This is a genomic window from Desulfomicrobium salsuginis (genome assembly GCF_054657795.1).
In genome coordinates this window covers 244,837-263,456 of sequence record NZ_BAAHYA010000002.1, presented here as the reverse complement: position 1 = coordinate 263,456, position 18,620 = coordinate 244,837, and the positions used below count along the sequence as shown (strand labels likewise).

Here is an 18,620-nt window from a genome sequence, read left to right as displayed (position 1 = left end):
CTTTATTCCTGTATTTTTTTTAATATATTTTCTGAAACTTCAAGAGCATCATTGAACTTAAACTTTTTAACCAAGATGAACAAATTTTCAACCAACTCAGCAGCCACGTCTGGCCAACCCATTGAAACGATTTCGTCTAATATCGGCTCACATAATATTGGCTTGCGAGCTTTCAGCTGAGGTATAAGACGCTCCAGAACATCTTTGAAAGCAGGTATGCTTGACTTTAATTTATTACCTCCAGCCAGATTAGTATTTTTTTTCATGACCGCTAGCGACTTCAAGGAATGACAACATAATTCAAGCTGTATCTTAAAATTGTCTAATAGAAGGGAGTCTGGAACCTTCCCTGCTGCGAATAACTCATCAAGTACCGCAACTGCATGATGTAGAGAAGACGCTCCCAAGTTCCCAGTTACGCTTTTCAGGTTATGGGTCAGGATTCGGGCTTCGCCCAAAGCATTGTGCTCGATCAGATCCAAGAGTCGAGCATTGGCATCATGGTAGTCTCCATAAAATTTGGAGAGGAGACTGGCGTAAAGATCTTCATTGCCATTCATACGAGCGAGGCCGTCAGATATGTCGATACCTTCAAGTATTTCGGGAAGGAGGATCTTACGCGACTGAGCCAGGTTCTCAACATCTTCAAGTGTGTCCGAATTCTCAGCGACCGCCGCACCTGTTAGCAACTCTGACTGATCGGGATTGATCCAGCGCGTCAGGACCGAGAAAAGCTCCATGGAATCGAAAGGCTTGGTCAGGTGATCGTTCATGCCCATGTCCAAACTCTTCTGTCTGTCTCCGGCCATTGCCAGTGCGGTCATGGCCAAAATCGGCAGGCTCTTATACTCTGGCATGGCGCGCAGTCTGGCCGTGGCCTCGAACCCGTCCATCACGGGCATATGGATGTCCATGAGAATCACGTCGAAGCGCTGTTCGCTGGCAATACGCAAAGCCGTTTGGCCGTTGTCAGCGATGACGACCTGGAAACCCGCACTTTTGAGAATTTCAGTGGCGACCTGTTGGTTGATGACGTTATCCTCGACCAGCAGAATGCGCGCACCCCGAATTTTCTCCAGTCCAGGAACCGAACACGCCCCCCGCGGTTGGCGACCACCAGCATCAAGCACGCGTCCAAAGACCCTCATGATCGTGTCAAGGAGCACCCCCTGGCTCACTGGCTTGATGAGAAATCCTTCAATACCGACCTTCTCTGCCTTGTGCATGATCTCTTCCCGGTCGTAGGCGGTAACCATGATAATTGTAGGCAGCTTAGCCACAGACAGATCATTTTTGATGCGCTTGGCTGTTTCGATGCCGTCCCATCCGGGCATCTTCCAGTCCATAAGCACGAGTTCATAGGGTTTGACCTGCGAGGCTTCGGCAACTTTGTTGAACGCCTCCTCGCCCGACGATGCGCTCTCGGGAGCGCACCCCATGCTTTCAAGGGCCTCTGACAATATTTCGCGTGAAGTTCTGTTGTCGTCGACAATGAGGACACGCATACCCTTGAAGTCTATGGGCAGCCGCCATGCAGGAGCTTTCTGCTCGTCGTGGAGACCAATTCTGACATCAAACCAGAACGTGCTTCCCTGCCCCAGCGTGCTTTCCACTCCGATATCGCCTTCCATAAGGTTGACCAGTCGTTTGCTGATGGCCAGGCCCAGGCCCGTACCTCCGAATTTGCGAGTAGTGGAACTGTCAGCCTGAGTAAAAGATTGGAACAGCTTCCCCTGTTGTTCCGGTGACAGGCCGATACCAGAATCCTTCACGCTGAAGCGGATACGAACGTCATGGTCGCTTTTTTCCATAAGCTGCGCCGAGATGACGACTTCACCATGATCGGTGAATTTGACGGCATTGCTTGCAAGATTTAACAACACCTGCCCAAGACGGATGGAATCACCCAAAAGATTGAGCGGAATCTCGGGATCAATGCGAAAGAGAAGCTCAAGGTCTTTCTCTTCGACGTTTGCGACCAATAGAGAGGCAACGTGGCTGACCACCTCATTCAAATTGAACTCGTTGCTTTCGATCTCAAGCTTGTCTGCTTCGATCTTTGAAAAGTCGAGGATATCATTGATGATGCGGAGCAAGGCTTTCGAGGAAGCGTCAATTTTGGAAAGATAGTCACGCAATTTGGGTGGAGGGTCCATTTGCAGAGCCAAGTGACTCATGCCTATGATGGCGTTCATCGGCGTACGAATTTCGTGACTCATGTTGGCAAGGAAGTCCGACTTGGCCCTGGTGGCTTCTTCAGCCCGCTCTTTGGCTTCTTGGATCTCCTTTTCAAGCCTTTTTCGCGTGGTAATATCCGTAGCCAGGGCAAGCAGGGCGTAGGGATGGTTATGTGAGTCAAGCAGGGGTAACTTTGTGGTCAGGTAAGTATGCATGGTGCCATCGGGATGGGGAACCAATTCCTCGAATTCCAAATGAGTTCCCGATTCCAAAACACTACGGTCCAAAGTCATGATTTCTTCAGCAACCTCTTGCGCCATGAATTCGTCATCCCTGTAGCCAAGAACCTTATCTGCCGAGAGACCAGTGGCCTGTTCGAAAGAGGCGTTGACCATAAGATGACGACCTTCAGGGTCCTTCAGAATAACGACGCTAGGCAGGTTGTCCACAATACTCCGTAAACGGTTTTGGTTGGCCTCCAGTGTCGCCGTTCGCTCCATGACTTTCTCTTCCAGACCATCTCTCGTTGCAGCCAAAACTTTGCTGGTTCGTTCACCCATGGACAAAACCAGCAAAGTTATACCCACTGTAAGAAAAAGTGTAATGCCCAAGACACCAATGGTCGAAGCGCGTACGAAATTGTAGTTATGCAGAGCATCTTTCACTTGGATTTCGACGACTATCCCAAGGTTGAGTCTGTGGTTCCAGAGCCATGCTCCAAAAACTTGTGCTCCTCGATAATCAATATAGCCGACAAGATCTGATTCAACGACAGATTCCGCATTATCATCGATCGTTACGAAAAATTCCTTTCCAAGTCGAATTGCTTGGCCAACAGATTTAGTGAGTCTTGCATTTTGCACTCGCACTGTTGAATTCGAAATGAACGTCCTGCCAGGATCACGCAGCATCAATGTCAAGGCACTCTTTTGCCCATCTTTAAGCAAGCCCATTCCTTGCAGTTCTTTTTCGAAACTACTACTGGTGAGAAGAAGCCCTTGAGCGTTGAATGCGTATGCTTCCAGTGTCGTCTTATCCATCCTGTCGAACAACAAGTCCATGGTACCAGCAGATGAGTTCACGCGAATAAAAACAGTTGCGAGAATCCTGCCATCAAGCCTAACGATCGGACTGGCAAAAATGATCTCCGGCGCACTGGCCAGGCCAGCGCCGTTCTCTGGTGTTTTGGGGAGTATGAACAAAGTTTGACCAGCTTGAACTCTGCTCAAGACTTTCGAAGCCTCGGCAAGAAAAGAGGGTCTTGTCCCCACTTCATCCGGATTGCTGGAGGCGAGAACCACCGAGTCGAGACTGACGATTGCGAAGCCACTGTTGGGAAACAGTTGTGCTTCGGCAATCAAGTCTATTGCTTGTTTCTGCGCGGCCGACGCCAAGAGCATGTCACGTCTTGGCTCAACGAGGGCCAGGCGCTGTGCTGTGCCAACAAGTTCAGGCATGAGTCCCAGCCGCGCGGCCTGGGCCTTTCTCTGGTTTACCCATAGTTCCAATGAGTTGTTGGCAATATGGAGATTGGAATGCAGTCTCCGCTCGATGTCCTGCATGACCCTACTTTTTGTTGCCGAAATTGAGGTCAAGGCTAGACCGCAGACGATCAGCACGAGCGCTGTAATACCGGCAAAAACGATAATCCGAAAACGGACAGATCCGAAATTTGCAGCCAGCGTGTCGGCATCTATCTTTCTGACAAACAGGACGCCGCCAACGGAAAGCGCGAAGAAAAGGACCATCGCAAGAGGCACGAGGTATTCAAGCGGTGGCAAGACAAATGGGAGCGTCGTCTCGGTATTCCCTTCGGTCGATGTCAATTCTGCAGAGGAAGCGAATTGCCGGTTCATCCCGACCCAATGTGCGAGGAGCTTGCTTTTTTCCCGTTCGGACAGGGAGGCCAGCGCTTTGTCCAAGGCCGAGGCCAGTTCCGGCATATCCTTACGAATGCCAATGGACAGCACGGAGCCATCCTTGCGCAACCTGCCCTGAATCTGAAGATTCGGGAGCAATTCTTTGGTGATGAGATAGGTCGCCACGGCTCTGTTGCCCGCGTATGCGTCAACCACCCCGGTGGACACCGCAACGAGACAAGATTCGGTGTCGGGATACTCTGCAATTACGACTTCCGGGTAGTTCTCCCTGAAATAACCGATATTCCCGAAACCACGCTCCAAAGCCAGTGTACTTCCCCGCAAATCTTCTTCATTGTTGAAAAAAGCTCCACCGACTCTCGCCACGATGACATGAGGAACAACCAAATAAGGTTGGGTGAAGTTGAGGAATGCAACGCGCTCTGAATTGGGCGTTACGTCCATGAGGGCATCCAGAGATCCGTGGCGGACAGCGTCGAGACTCGTCGAAAGGGAGCCGGGAACAGGCTCCAGGATGACGCCAAGGCGATTGCCCAACAATTTAAGAATGTCGATACCGATGCCGCGGGGAACTCCTGTTTCATCAACTGCGTTTAGGGGAGGCCAGGAGTCTAGCACGCCGACACGAATGCGCTTATTCCCCGACAACCAGTCTCTCTCGGCTTCGGTTAACTCAACGATAATCCGGGATGTTAAGCCCTCACCGGTTTCGACCGATGTCTCGGAATAAGCCACTGGCATCGTGGTCAAGAAAAAAATTGCCGAAAGCGCAATGGTCGTGATGAGCCATTCGGAGCGGAGGTGTCGTGTAAAAGACTTTGCCATGTTCACCCATTGAGACGTCAGAGGTCGTAGACAAAATATTGCCTTGGGAAAGAGCGACAAGTGAACTCAAGGCCCGCTTCAGCGTCAGCGACAAAAGATAGCGCATACTCAGAGACAGAGACAATAGAGGCTTTAATAATGGTCATCTAAACATTTTTCAAGATAACGAGATGGATATTTAGAAGTAAAGTCCATGACAAAAATTTCAAAATGAGACAATGACGACTCGCCACTTCGACACCCGGACTTCATCGAAATTATCCAATTGGAGAATGTTCGCCAAATATCTTCACAGAGCGCGAGCTTCGTCAATGATGTTGCAACGAATTATCAGTTAGTGTTCACCTCGGATTCGTCTAAATCATCTGATACCGTGCCCAGGATGAGCGGCAAAGCGCTGAAGGATGGTTGACACGTGCAGAATCTTGAACTTCAATCTGAAACCCAGAAACTAAGGGCAGGCGACGTTGACATTGACCCAATCACTCAGTCACTGCTTGCGGCGACTGCCGGAAATACCGCTGGAAGTACTATTTCAACACTGTCGGACTACGAGCTGATGACAGCTGACTGGACCGAACTAATTATTAACCGAGTCGTGAGAAAAATGAACATCAATAAATTTTGTGCTCTTACGACGAACAAAATCTGTTAGACAAAATTTTTCACACAATAAAATTCGAATTTGTCTTATTTAATGTGTACACACTGCAATATCCCATATTTCCTCTCAAGGCTCTCGCATAAACATAAGAGCCTTGAGAGGAAATCTACACAATCCAATACGCTTGATTTGCGGCAGTACAAAAAATGTCAAAAATTGAACTGGATACCCATATTTACGTTAACTATGTCATCACCATAATATTGCTGTGACCAATCTACACCAAAAGTTGATGTAACATAATCTGTAATAGATATTATTGTTTTTGCTCCTGCCCGAAGCATTGTATCGCGCCTATGTGGCGACTCAATTCTATTCACGCCGATGTAGTCAATCGAGCCTCTAAATTCCGAATTATCAGAATCAAGAATTTGAGAGACACCGCTTGACAGCGCGTACTTGAGGCGCGAGGTGAGTTCATGTTCAACAGTTAATCCAAGGCCTGCCTTTGTATAATTTGATTTGATTGTATCCATGGAAGCCGGAAATGCCAGGCTTGAATCCTCGTCATACGCATCTCTGGAAACATTAAGCTTATTCATCCATACATTAGGAATTATAGTTGTTCGTCCAAAATCAAATCCGTAAAATACTTCTGCGATGATTGCCGTCCCATGAATGTCGCTGGTGCTTTCACTAGCTTCCGTAAAAGCCAGCTTTTCCCTCTCAAAAGTTGCCTGGTTGTCACTTATGGCTAAAGACACACGAGCACCAAGTCCAGTCCGATCCTGATACTTGTCATACGCAATATAAGCGCCAAACGCCTGCGCATCGCTCGGCTTTGAGATGTTTCCTTCAGAAATGCTCGCTATGTTTGCTCCGTACAAAATTCCTGCACGAATCTTGTCTGCGAAACGATACCCAACAAGAATCGTCTGCAATTCTTCATTCTCATTATTTCCAAATGCAACAGACTCGTTAACTGCAAAGGAAAAATCACCAACTGAAGAGTCAGCATCTAATTTTACAAGATGAAATAGTTGAGCAGCATGCATATCAATCAAGTGATATGTTTTTTTAGCCAAGCTGTTCATTGATTTTCTGGTATTTTCAACATCAACCATTGTACCCCCAGACGGATCGCTTGGTTCCTCAAATGGACCGTCTGGATCTTTTACTGTACCATCAGATATTTGCGAAGCACGCCACACAAAAGATTTGTACAGACCCTCACTGTCTGTACTCAGTCCTACTACGACAGTTCCATCAGCATTTACTGCACGTGCAATTGACAATATACCACCAAGTGTGCCTAAATTCACCATCCCAAGCTCACCTGTATATCGAAAAGCACGAAGTTGGCCATCTGAGATCTGCGCCATGCCAACGACAGTGTCTCCGTTTGCAGAAACTCCATAGGCAGCGGAAATATCCCCGCCAAGTGTGCCAAGATCTACCATCCCACCACTCTCAGTATGCTTAAAGGCATGAGAGTTGCCGGATTTTGTCGTAGACGAACCAACAATGATGCTACCGTCAGCAGAAATTCCATATCCAAAAGACTCGATACCACCGAGTGTCCCAAGGTCTCGCATGCTCGCATCGGCGTGTTTGAACGCATGCCTTTCTCCTTTGTCGGTTTCAGCCCACCCGGTTACAACGGCACCGTCAAACGATGCCGCGAACGAATGAGATTCGCGCCCCCCCAATGTTCCAAGATTTATCATTCCGTTAACACCATGCTTGAACGCCTGACGCTCGCCACTCATAACAGAACTTACCCCGACAATTACGCGACCGTCTCCAGATATACCTACAGCCGAAGACATGTCACCGCCTAACGTTCCGATGTCTTTCATTCCATCGATATCTGTATACCTGAACGCTCGTGTTTTTCCTGTTGAAGTGGTAGAATCTCCCACAATAATTTTGCCGTTACTTGAAATACCTAATGCACGAGACGCATCACCACCTAATGTTCCTAGATTAATAATACTACCATCAGAATATTTATATGCAATATTCTTATATCCAGATTTAAATATTTCAAAACCAACAATATTTAAACCATCAGATGAAATCGCTCTAGCATCAGATTCAATCAAATTTTGCTCATAAAGATATTTCATGCCAATGTCTGCCGAATATAATGGACAATAATATAAAAAACTAATAATAAGCGATAAAGCTTTAAATTTATTCAACGATGTCATCTGGTTACATTTATCACTATAACAATTTGAAATACTGACCATAACTGACTCCATATTTAATTATTAATTGTCCTTGCTGTCTTTACAAAACAACAATAAGCTATTGGATATTGTTATCAATAACTACATAGTTGAGTAAACAACCAATATGCTCATAGTGAGCACCCCGGGTTTTCGTGCAAAATTCAAATCTCCAGAGACCTAAAAGGATGAAAAATCGAACAATCTTTGGTGAAGGGACTTCCCAGTTGATAGCGAGAGATGTCGATCCGCCCTGAACTCTTTAGACTTCAGACAGTTTGAAACTTGAGATGAATTTTCCCCTCAACTGCGAGAGGGACGATTGCGGGCGGCAAGGCGGACACGTCCACTGATGCTGCGCGCGATTTACGCAGCCAGTACCGGAATGAGCTGAAATTCAGGCCGTGGGCCGTGCAATACGCGGCCTTGCTCATGCCGCTGTGCCGCCAATGCTCAACATGAGCGAGCCATCGGGCAGCGCGGTTCTGGCGGATGTGAGATTTCATAAGAACCTCCTTGGATTGAAGGTCCTTTATCTCATAGCTTGAAATTATTGGAAGATGGGCTTCGCTGAGCGCTTACGAAGCAACCTGATGAAAAAGACCATTTCCCAGTGTTTGAAAAGCCAGATGCGAGGCATTCTGCGGAAAATCAACCAGTGAGGTGACCCATGTGGTCAAATAGCATAATATCAACAATCAGATGATCTAAACATAACGTCGTGGAGATTGATTCATCAGTTCCACACCAACTGCGTAAAAACCGCCGCAGATTCCAACCTGTAACCGACACCAGCGAACCATTCCCAGGCAGCAGTCTTTGCCGAAAATGCGGACTTCGTCAGTGTCATTGGCAAATTGAATTTTGATGACATCCCCTGGATCGAAAGGATGATCCATTTCAAGCATACAGCCTGTAGCATTATAGTTAATTGATCGCGATAAAATCTCTACGCTTTGGGCATGACACTTCTTCACAACACAGTTTGTTAGCGACACTCTTCGCAAAGATCTTCTATTATTCATATATTAATTGAGTTTTTTATTTATCTTTAAAAATATTGTTATAAATATATATAATAATACGATAATTTCTATTTATCAGCATCTTTAATTACAATATAATTCATTACGATCTTAAATTTATTATACATTATAAAAGCATTATTAGTTATATATAACAGATCATAGCCCTACTATAGTATCAACAATAGATTTGAAAAATAATTCGTCTAAAAAATTCATAAATATTATTAACTCGACTTTCGGGGTTAGCAATTAGCAGCTAACAACCTTTGTTCATTGAAAATATAATCGAAATTGTGCCCCAAACTACGCATTCCTTGTTGGAAAGCCTCAAGCAGTATGCGTTCTGTCTGGCTCTGAGCTTCGCCAAGTTTCTTTAGGTTTTCCAGGGTGATGCCTAGGATTTGGCACAGTGCCTTGACGAGATTGCAGTCCTCTGCCTCTTCGCAACAACGATAGAACAGCAGACCGAGGGTTCTTGGATCTTCCGTCCTGCGCTTCTCGATGCTCAGAAAAATGTATCTGGTCATCACGATGGTCGTGTGGGCGATGAGGGCATCGAAGTCCCGGCTTTGGCAGCCTTTCTCCAGTTCCAGATGCTGCTTGGCCGTGCGGAAGAATACTTCGATGTCCCAACGCTTGCCGTAAATGCGGACAACGTCTTCATCGGCAATGGTGAGGTCAGTGGTAAGCACGGCCAGCCAGTCTTTCTTGTGCTTGTTTCGCACGAAGACGAGTTTGGCCTTGAGGCCATCCTTGAACTCAATTTGGGCGTTGGCCAGGATCTTGGCTCTGCCTCTGCGTTTGCGGATCTGGCTGTAAATCTGCGTCACGTCCATCTTCTGTCCTTCGAAGATGTAGTGGATCTTGGGCGTGCGTTTGACCATGCAGATGACGGGGATGTGCTTGCACACATCGGAGATCAGGGTGGGCATGGCGAACCAACTGTCCATGAGGAGGTACTTGGCCTTGATGCCGGCCTTCAGCGCACGCACAATCATGGGCTCAACCAGTTCTGTCGATTTGGTCACAGCCTCCTGACGCCGCCGCGCACCGCATGATCTTTTATCAAGGTCTTTGGAAACTTCTTGGTATCGTTGCTTTTTGTTCGCAGAAGAGCGCAGCGCAAAGTCCATAGGTAAAAGGGTTAATCCATCGGACCATGCCAAGGTGAGCAATTTGAAACCCTTGAGGAATCGCCCAGTCGTATGGTCATGAACTTTGGCCAACAGTTCAACCTTCTTCGATCTGGGACGCTCAATGGTGGAATCATCAAGAATAAGCACGGATTCGCGATCTTTGCTGGTCAACCCGTCTATAAATTCATGAACGCCAAAGGCCAGTTTGAGCAAGAATCTTCTCCAACCGAAATTGCTTGAGCGCATAAACTCATAGATGGAATCTTTTCCGACATCGCTTTTAGGATTGATGACGATGCTTCGATAGATATTCTTTCCAATGAACGGAAGAACAAAAATGTTCAGATGAATAGTCAAAGCAGAATATCCTCTTGCTTTCTTGATACTTGAATTTCGCGCAATGGTCGCAATTCCGAACTGACTGAAAAACGAATCGATTCTGCTCTCACACTCGTTTTTAATGAGTTGCAAATCGATGGCATTATTTGTAGTTTGCATGCGGGGATTCCTTTTTTTGTGTTCTGTTGTGTGGTAACAAAAGAACTACTACAGAAGGAGGATCCCCTCAATCAAAATATTCAATTATTCTCGATAGATTTCTTTTTCAGCGACTTTACTAACAACCCCGAAAGTCGAGTTATTAACACATGATCGTTAATAGCGTCATCATAGCGAACCCTCCGACAATATCGTGAGTGAATGAGATTTCATAATTACGGACATTCCCTCCGCGATTCTACACGAATACGAATCGCGGAGGGAATGCGCAACCTAGCTTAACTACCTGAAAACCAGAGCCCAATTAATTGTATGATAATGTAATAAGTTTACGCATGACCTTCCGTAACAAGAGTAAAACGGGAAACATGACCATTCAAGTTGGATGCGGAACTGTGCAAACGTGTCGCGCTTTGCTTGACTTGTTCACTCGCTGCGAGAAGTTGATCAGCGTGGCCTGACACATCGGCAATATCCGTGGCGATTTCCCCGGAAACAACAGAACTCTGGGACACGTTAAAGTTAACATCGGCAATACCCTGAGACGCTTGACCGACGTTATTCGCAATTTCACGAGTGGTTGCAGTCTGTTCCTCCACCGCCACGGCAATAGTCGAAACGATGTGGTCAATATCCACGATGATCTCGGAAATACCATCAATTTCCATGACCGTGTTGCCTGTGGCATTCTGGATGTCCTGAATCCTGACGCGAATATCCTCGGTTGCCCGAGCCGTCTGCTGGGCCAATTCTTTTATTTCGTTGGCGACAACCGCGAACCCGCGCCCCGCTGTTCCCGCCCTGGACGCCTCAATGGTCGCATTGAGGGCTAAAAGGTTAGTCTGGGACGAAATGGCTGCTATGGTCTTGGTGACCTTCCCGATCTCCTGAGCAGCTGCACCAAGCTGCTGAATACGGGTGGACGCATGGCCCGCCCTGACGACAGCCTGATCAGTGATGGATTTTGCTTTTGCGGAGTTAGACGCAATTTCTTCAATGGTAGCACTCATTTCCTCGGCTGCAGCCGCCACTGTGTTGACATTGGTAGAGGCCTGCTCCATCGCTGCCGCCACAGAAATCTGATTGGCACTCATTTCCTCGGCTGCCGTAGCAACCTGCTGAGCACGCTCAACAGTGGAAGACGCTCCATCAGCCATCTGCACAGACACCCCGGTAAGCGTATATGAGGCAGCAGACAGCTCTTTAACCTCCGATGCCACATCCCCGAGCATATCACGAAGTCGGAGCACCATTGAATTCAAGGCATTGGCCAAGGTCCCGATTTCATCTTTCTGCTTAACATCAATGGTATAGGTCAGGTCGCCGTCAGCCATAGCTTGAGCTAAGGCGACGCCTTTTGATATTCCCCCGGTGATTGCCCGGGCCAGAACTATACCGATAGCCAAGGTTAGAACAGACCCGAAGCAAACAACAAGCAGGGAGCGCAATTCGACCGCCTGGGCGTTATGCTGCGATTGTTGAATGTGCGATACTGCGCTGGAATTTATCAATTCAACCAACCGATCAAGCTGCTTCTGAACCTCAGCGCGTGCTGTAATCTCCTGTGTAGTGTATATATTTTCCATTTCCATGAAACTCGCCTGTGCATTTGCTGATATATCGAGGAGTTCTTCAAATATCCCAAAAACTTCTTGCGCTTTTGACATGGCACGAATTTCATATTCATGCCTAGCTTCAATTGTATTTTCTGACAAAGTAAGTTCTCTAATCATAGACACAGAACTGTGAAGATCGTAATGGATTGGCTTAAGCCTATCAATAATCTCTGTAATACTCTTATTATTACTGGAAAAATTTCGCAGCCATTGCCCAAGTGGACACAAATCAGCATCTGCGTCCGTGTTAATAATGTTTCCAGTAAAGACAATCAATGATGTCTTTGCCATGAGTTCGTGGTGTGCGGAAGCAATTTTTTGCAGATCATTGGCCAGCCTGTCAGGCTTGAGCACATCATGTCTTACCAAAGAAGAAGATATGGCTAGAATCTCATCAACCTTAACCTTCCATACTTCCAATGCCTTTTCTAAATCGCCAATAACGCCCTTGGTCTCTTCATTGAGGCCTGAATTCATTTTAAGCCCTGATACCAAGTCGATCGCAACGTTTTGACGCTCGGTTATTCTTGCCGCGACTTCCTTACGTTCTTCAGCAGAAAGAATCTGACCGAGAATGAGGCTTATATTGCTGCGAATACGCTGCTCCTCGACCTCAATTCTTAAAACAGCCTCAACTGCATCCATCTTTTCTTCAACGAGCAACCGCATATCTTCTTGCAATTCTTCAATCGCAAAACGGTCCTGTATTCCGATAAAAATTGCGATAATTGCAGCGAGTGAAAAACCACCGACTAGCTTATGCATGATTTTTATATTCTTCATATCAATCTCCATTCTTTATATTAACATAGATGTATGTAAATAAATAGCGTCACACTTCGCCTTGTCATTAGACATTGAATTGCTCTACAAGGCAAATCATGTCTTCAGTGAACTTAGAGAGTATTTCCGCGCTTGTTTGGACCCTCTCTCCACCGGAACGAATATCGCTGGCAGTGACATCAAAGGAATTGGTTTGAGCACAACCTTGATATCGACTTGCTGATTATCATTATCAATAAATTTTCAGTTGAGTAAACGACCAGCCCGCCCATAATGAGCACCCCAACTTTCGCGCTTAAATCTAATTGCCATAGAGCCAATGAGGTGAAGACCCGAACAATCTTTGAGGGACTCGCCAGTTGACAGCAAGAGGCGTTGACTTCCCATGGCCTCTTCGGAATTCAACCAGTTAGAAACTTTAAATGAACTCCCTGCCAACAACTGCAATACAACTAATGGAAATGGACAATTAGTATTCCAAACAACACCAATTATTTATATAATATCAATCTAATATCTTATTAATACTATTAAATAAAAAAATGTAGTAAATAAATATAACGATCATAATAAAGTAGTAAATTAAGAATAAACTAACGATTTACATATAAATTCAAATTATTTACTCATAATTAAATTATTTGCATTTATACATAATTAAAAATTAAATTAAAACTGTATGGTTATAAAAATATAAAGAATAAAATATTTATAATATTTCTTCAATACAATATTTTTCCAAAAATATTAAATTTTTGTGAAAGTGTAGCATTAATTTGCACTCAATTTTCTTAGATGCATGCAAATTAAAAGCGCAATACTTTGCCATATCACTAGATCTTGAATTGCCCCACGAGGACGTTCAAGTTTTCGGCGAGTCTGGAGAGTTTTTCCGCGCTTGCTTGGACCTGCTCTCCACCGGAACGGATATCGTTGGTAATGACATCAACTGAATTGATATCTTTGGCGACGTCCCGGGACACTGTAGACATCTCCATGGAGCGCGTATTGGCGTCTTTCACATCTAGGGTGGCCTGGGCGACGTTGTTCGCCACCTCACGGGTGACAACGGACTGCTCTTCGATGGCGGCAGCAATATTTGCCACTATGGAATTCACCTCGCCGATAATCTTCACGATGCGGTCAATGTCGCTGACTGCGGAGCCTGTTGCTGACTGGATTCCCTCGATACGCCCCCCAATCTCGCTGGTCGCTTCGGCTGTCTTTAAGGCTAATTCTTTGATTTCGTTGGCCACCACAGCGAAACCACGACCTGCCACTCCCGCTCTGGCCGCCTCTATCGTGGCGTTCAAAGCCAGCAGATTGGTTTGCGAGGATATGGCAGAGATGGTTTGCGTAACCTTGCCGATTTCTTGCGCGGCCTCACCAAGCTGCCGCAATACTGAGGCGAAGCTGTCCATCTCCTGGGCCGCACCTTCGGTCGTGATGCTCGCGCGTTCCGTGCTACCTGCGATTTCGCCTATGGTCGCTGTCATTTCCTCGGTGGCAGCCGCAACCGAAGACAGGTTCAAAGTGGCCTGCTCCATACCTGCTGCCACAGACGCAATATTGGAACTCATCTCTTCGGAGGCTGCTGCCACAGTGGATGTCTTGGAAGACAGCGAACGAACGCTCTGAGTCGTCTGACTGCTCACGGCCGACAGTTCTTTGGCCGATGAAGCCACGAACCTTGCATTGTCGGCGATGCCGGCGATGATGATCTGGAGCTTGGTGACAAACTTATTGAAGTGCCGGCACAACTGGCCGATTTCATCGTTTGTCTCGACAGGCAGGCGTTTGGCCAAATCGCCATCGCCCTCAGAGATTTCCTTAAGCAAGTTGGCACATGCCGTGACCGGACTCAAAACAACCCTGGCGATGAGCAACGCCACTCCGATTCCGACTACAAAAAAGACCAGGGAGGCCAGCCCAATCATCCAACGCATTTCGTGAATCGGCGCCAGGATCTCCTCCGCATAGCCGCCAACCGCGATGGACCACCCTGTGCTTTCGATTGGCGCGAATCCAAAGAAGCGGTCCTTGCCCATGAACGGATACTGCTCAAATCCGGCTTCGCCCTTGGTCATGCGGTGAAGCATTTTAGCTACATCCGCGAAATCAGAATTGGTTTTGCCTTCCTCGATAAAGTTTCGTTGATCCAGGACAAACTGACGATTGGCATGTGCAATAAGAGCACCGTTGCCATCGACGATGTATGAGTAGCCGTTTTGGCCGAATTTGATCCCATCAGTGATATCGCTGAGCAGATTCGCATCCAGGCGCGCAATGAGAACCCCCCGAATCACCGAGGCATTGTCCATGATTGGTGTCGCCACCATGATGACCGGCTTGCTCGTCACCTTGCTGATTATGACACTGGAGAAGGTTGTCCTGCCGACAAGGGCCTGCCGGAAGTACTCTCTGTCATTTAAGTTCGCGGAGCTTTCATCGGAGTATCGGGCCAACCCGTCTGGATCAACGATGCCCATACCCAAATATTTCATTCTGGCGATCTCGTTCTCCAGAGCCGGGCGCTGCTGATTCCAATCCATGGAGCGGATCGCATTGCGATTGGCAATACCCTGCAAGACGGCTACATGGTAATCTAGGCGTTTTCTAGCGAGATCACCACCGTATCTGGCCACCGCGATGATGTTTTCGTCAACTTGAATGAGTGCGGCCTGTTTGGCGCGACCATACGCGATGTAGCTGAGCCCACTACACATCATGCACACTAATAACAGCATACCGCCAATCAACTTTGTACGAATCGTGACTTTTTCCATGGCCAATATCTCCGCATTATCTGACTTTTTTGCTTGCGATATAAATTAATGCTTGTGATGATTAAATTTTTTGTTCAATTTTAAATTGAACATTTTGAATTATTAATAAAATTATATGAGAAAAAATGTATCAATTAAAATTTATATATGAATATATTCTAGTTTAATCATTTAAAATACAAAATCATTAAGCTATGATAAAATAATCATACCAGAAAAATTCGTCATTATTATTCTATAAATAGAAACTTGTTTGCGACACTAATGTCAACGTCTTGGATGCTCAAAATGAGCAATCAAACGATTTGGGTTGAATCCCATTAAATCTGGCATTCATGAAACAATGATTGACCCTGAAAGGTCCTCGTCTTCGTACAATTGAGGACTAAGAAGAAAAGAATGAAGATTGCGGCCATGGAAACGATGCGCAAGATCATGCATGAATGGCAGTTTTGGTCGCCTCTATTTACGACGACCAAAACTGTTAGCGCGTCGACGCTCTACGAACAGATGTCGGCGTTGATCACCACCAACCTGTGCCTTGGCGAATGGTCATAGCCACATGCGCCTGGCACGTGAGAGAATGAAGGAGACCATGAACTGCCGGAACTGAAATACGAACCCGTGAACCACGACCACGAGGAATTTCTGCAACGGGCACGCCGCCGAAAAGGATTCGAGGATGCTTACGAGAGGCTGGAAGGGGAATACGCGGTCATTCGCGAACTGATCGCGGCGAGAATCCGGGCAGGCCTGACCCAGGAAGTCGTCGCCACGCGCATGGGCACCACCAAGAGCGCCGTGTCACGGCTCGAAAGCGCCGGAAGGCATTCTCCGTCCGTTTCCACACTCAGGAAATACGCCCGCGCCGTCGGCTGCGAGCTGGAGATCAGGCTTCGCGCGATGGGGGCTCTGCACGAGCCCGGAACAAGCGCATCCGCCTGCGAGACAGCTGAAGACTACAAGGCCTGACCAGAAGACCCTACTCACCATCTCTCCGTAATAACTCATTTTGTCCGCGAAAATTTCCTCAGGGCTTTGCCCATGCAGGGCCAGGCCCGAAGCGTCCAAGCCTCCGCCGAACGTCTCCGTCCCGGACATCTGCTCCGAAGCAGCGGCCGTCTTGAACGTCAGCCCCAATGAACCTGACTGATCCCGGCGGCAACAGGGAAATGCCCCTGCCGCGTCACGGGGCGATCTCGATGGTCTCCTCCCTCTCCATCAGCGGCCTGGCCGCAACTCCGCCGCAGCTTGTCTTGCAGATCTGGTTGAGCCTGAAATTCAGTACGTATTTCCCGGGCGTCTCGAAGACCAGGCTGGTCACCGGGTATCCGGGTATGATTCTCGGCTTGGGGCCGTCGGGGCTTTCGAGGATGTCCACGTTGATGGCCACGGACTGCCCCGACGGCGGGGTGTAGCCACCCATGTCGAAGGACGCGGTCATGTCAGCGCCCACGCTTCGCGAACCTTGCAGGACGAGTCGGCCGGCCTCCGCCCCGGCGGTCCGGTTGCCGCCCGCGACGGCGAGACCGGTCACGCCGAGGCACAAGACAGTTATGAGCACGCAGATACGTCGCATTTTTCCTCCCGAAGCTCGGATTCACCTGCCTTGCTGATACGCCCAAAAAGAAATAAGACAATCCGGTGGGTAGATAATGGGTAGAACGCCTTGCCGGAGAAGAACGCCATGACGACGCCCGTCACGAACGGCCACGAGGGCCTGTTGCGGCTGATCGAGTCAGACCAGGACTCTTTCCTCGAAAGATGGACCATCCGCATGGAGGCCGCAGGATACCTGCAGCACACCACGGCCAAGCGCGTGGACTGCATGGTCGCCCTGCAGGAATTCCTGCACCCGATCCTCGCCGACCTCGAAACGGGCGGCATTCCATCGGATTTCCCGGAACTGCTCCGCCGCGACAGCGGCTGGGAACGTTTCCTGATCGAATCGTCCCGCCGCCACCGGGCGCGCGGCATCACCTTCGACATGTTCCTCGGGTGCTTCAAGACCTTCATCCACAGCCTCCTCGACGTCATCGAGGCCATGGATGCCGAATACGCCCGCAAGGTGGAGGCGCGCAGGCTGATCCGGCTCTACGGCGACGCCCTCGAAGTGCTCTACCTGCAGGACTGGATCCGCATCTTCCCCGATTTCTCGGACGGCAGGCTCGACGACATGAACCGGCTCCTGACCCTGGAGAAATGCCGCTTCGAAAACATCCTGAACGCCACCTCGGACCTCATCCTCGTGGTGGACGCCACCGGGCAGGTGGTGAACATCAACGCCGCGGTCAAGGCCGTCATGGACGAGGCGCGCGTGCTGCATCGGCCCATCTGGGAAGTCCTGTCCCTGGAGGGCGACAGCGTCGAGGAACTGCTCCGGTACTACCCCGTCGGCATCACCTGTGAGCTTGCGCCCTTCGGGGAGAGCGCCATCTACAAGATGCAGGTCAACCCCCTGAAGTCCGTAAGCATGGCCAGCGACCAGTACATCTTCGTGCTGACGAACATGACCACCCAGGCCCTGCAGCGCGAGAAGCTGGAGCGCATCGTCGACGAAAAGACCGAGGCCCTGCGCAGGGAAAAGGCGCAGCTCGAAGAGATGAACATCACCCTGCGCAATGTCCTCAAGAGCGTCGGCCGGGAGCACGAGGAGCACGCCAGCAATCTGGCCGCCAAGGTCAACACCCTCGTGCTGCCTGCCCTGGAGCGCATCGAGTCCGAGAACGACCCGTCCATCCGCAAGGGGTACGTCACCGTCGTCAAGGACCAGCTGACGCGCCTTTTGCCCCGCGACTCCGGAGGCATGCCCCTGCTCCTCAAGCTCACGCAGATGGAGATGAAGGTCTGCCAGTTCATCCAGTCCGGCCATTCCAACAAGGACATCGCCGACCTCCTGAACCTCTCCGTGGAGACCATCCAGACCCACCGCAAGAGCATCCGCCGCAAACTCGGCCTGCATGGCCGCAACATCAGCCTCTATGCCCATCTCAACACCATGGGGCTGGACGAATCGATGGGTAGTTGAAACTACCCAATATTTACCCTGAAT

At 48.5% G+C, this 18,620-nt stretch carries 12 protein-coding genes; 4 read left to right on the top strand and 8 right to left on the bottom strand.

Annotated elements, in window-relative coordinates; translation table 11 throughout:
- Nucleotides 1-2 precede the first annotated feature (2 nt).
- Complete coding sequence (locus ACYQ3G_RS08420) at nt 3-4,883, bottom strand: response regulator (RefSeq protein WP_459824760.1); 4,881 nt, start codon at nt 4,881-4,883, stop codon at nt 3-5.
- A 415-nt stretch (nt 4,884-5,298) separates the two neighbouring features.
- On the opposite strand from ACYQ3G_RS08420, the gene ACYQ3G_RS08415 reads away from it, so the two are divergent.
- On the top strand, nt 5,299-5,538 hold the full coding sequence (locus ACYQ3G_RS08415) for a hypothetical protein (protein WP_459824758.1): 240 nt from the start codon (nt 5,299-5,301) through the stop codon (nt 5,536-5,538).
- A 158-nt stretch (nt 5,539-5,696) separates the two neighbouring features.
- On the opposite strand, the gene ACYQ3G_RS08410 is transcribed toward ACYQ3G_RS08415, so the two are convergent.
- The 6 genes from ACYQ3G_RS08410 to ACYQ3G_RS08385 form a co-directional block, all read right to left on the bottom strand.
- A complete protein-coding gene (locus ACYQ3G_RS08410) occupies nt 5,697-7,742 on the bottom strand; it encodes a hypothetical protein (protein ID WP_459824755.1) in 2,046 nt (681 codons plus the stop codon).
- A gap of 248 nt (nt 7,743-7,990) precedes the next feature.
- On the bottom strand, nt 7,991-8,227 hold the full coding sequence (tnpA, locus tag ACYQ3G_RS08405; protein ID WP_459824752.1) for an IS66 family insertion sequence element accessory protein TnpA: 237 nt from the start codon (nt 8,225-8,227) through the stop codon (nt 7,991-7,993).
- 201 nt (nt 8,228-8,428) lie between these two features.
- Nucleotides 8,429-8,746 carry a PilZ domain-containing protein gene (locus ACYQ3G_RS08400; protein ID WP_459824750.1) on the bottom strand — a complete coding sequence of 106 codons (318 nt, stop codon included), beginning with the start codon at nt 8,744-8,746 and terminating at the stop codon, nt 8,429-8,431.
- A gap of 245 nt (nt 8,747-8,991) precedes the next feature.
- The gene (locus ACYQ3G_RS08395) at nt 8,992-10,383 is read right to left on the bottom strand and encodes an IS4 family transposase (protein ID WP_459824747.1); all 1,392 of its coding nucleotides are present in this window, start codon (nt 10,381-10,383) and stop codon (nt 8,992-8,994) included.
- A gap of 329 nt (nt 10,384-10,712) precedes the next feature.
- On the bottom strand, nt 10,713-12,782 hold the full coding sequence (locus tag ACYQ3G_RS08390; protein ID WP_459824745.1) for a methyl-accepting chemotaxis protein: 2,070 nt from the start codon (nt 12,780-12,782) through the stop codon (nt 10,713-10,715).
- Nucleotides 12,783-13,615: 833 nt separating this feature from the next.
- Nucleotides 13,616-15,568, bottom strand: coding sequence for a methyl-accepting chemotaxis protein (locus ACYQ3G_RS08385; RefSeq protein WP_459824743.1), 1,953 nt, complete (start codon nt 15,566-15,568; stop codon nt 13,616-13,618).
- 399 nt (nt 15,569-15,967) lie between these two features.
- Here ACYQ3G_RS08385 and ACYQ3G_RS08380 point away from each other — a divergent pair, with 399 nt between their 5' ends.
- Together ACYQ3G_RS08380 and ACYQ3G_RS08375 are read left to right on the top strand one after the other, a co-directional pair.
- Nucleotides 15,968-16,126, top strand: a complete 159-nt coding sequence (locus ACYQ3G_RS08380) for a hypothetical protein (protein WP_459824740.1) — start codon at nt 15,968-15,970, stop codon at nt 16,124-16,126.
- A 66-nt stretch (nt 16,127-16,192) separates the two neighbouring features.
- Complete coding sequence (locus tag ACYQ3G_RS08375) at nt 16,193-16,540, top strand: helix-turn-helix transcriptional regulator (RefSeq protein ID WP_459824737.1); 348 nt, start codon at nt 16,193-16,195, stop codon at nt 16,538-16,540.
- 214 nt (nt 16,541-16,754) lie between these two features.
- Here the strand turns inward: ACYQ3G_RS08375 and ACYQ3G_RS08370 are convergent, their stop codons facing one another.
- Nucleotides 16,755-17,147, bottom strand: coding sequence for a hypothetical protein (locus ACYQ3G_RS08370; RefSeq protein WP_459824734.1), 393 nt, complete (start codon nt 17,145-17,147; stop codon nt 16,755-16,757).
- Nucleotides 17,148-17,255: 108 nt separating this feature from the next.
- Between ACYQ3G_RS08370 and ACYQ3G_RS08365 the strand changes: the two genes are divergently transcribed.
- Nucleotides 17,256-18,596, top strand: coding sequence for a helix-turn-helix transcriptional regulator (locus ACYQ3G_RS08365; RefSeq protein ID WP_459824731.1), 1,341 nt, complete (start codon nt 17,256-17,258; stop codon nt 18,594-18,596).
- The last annotated feature ends 24 nt before the right edge of the window (nt 18,597-18,620 follow it).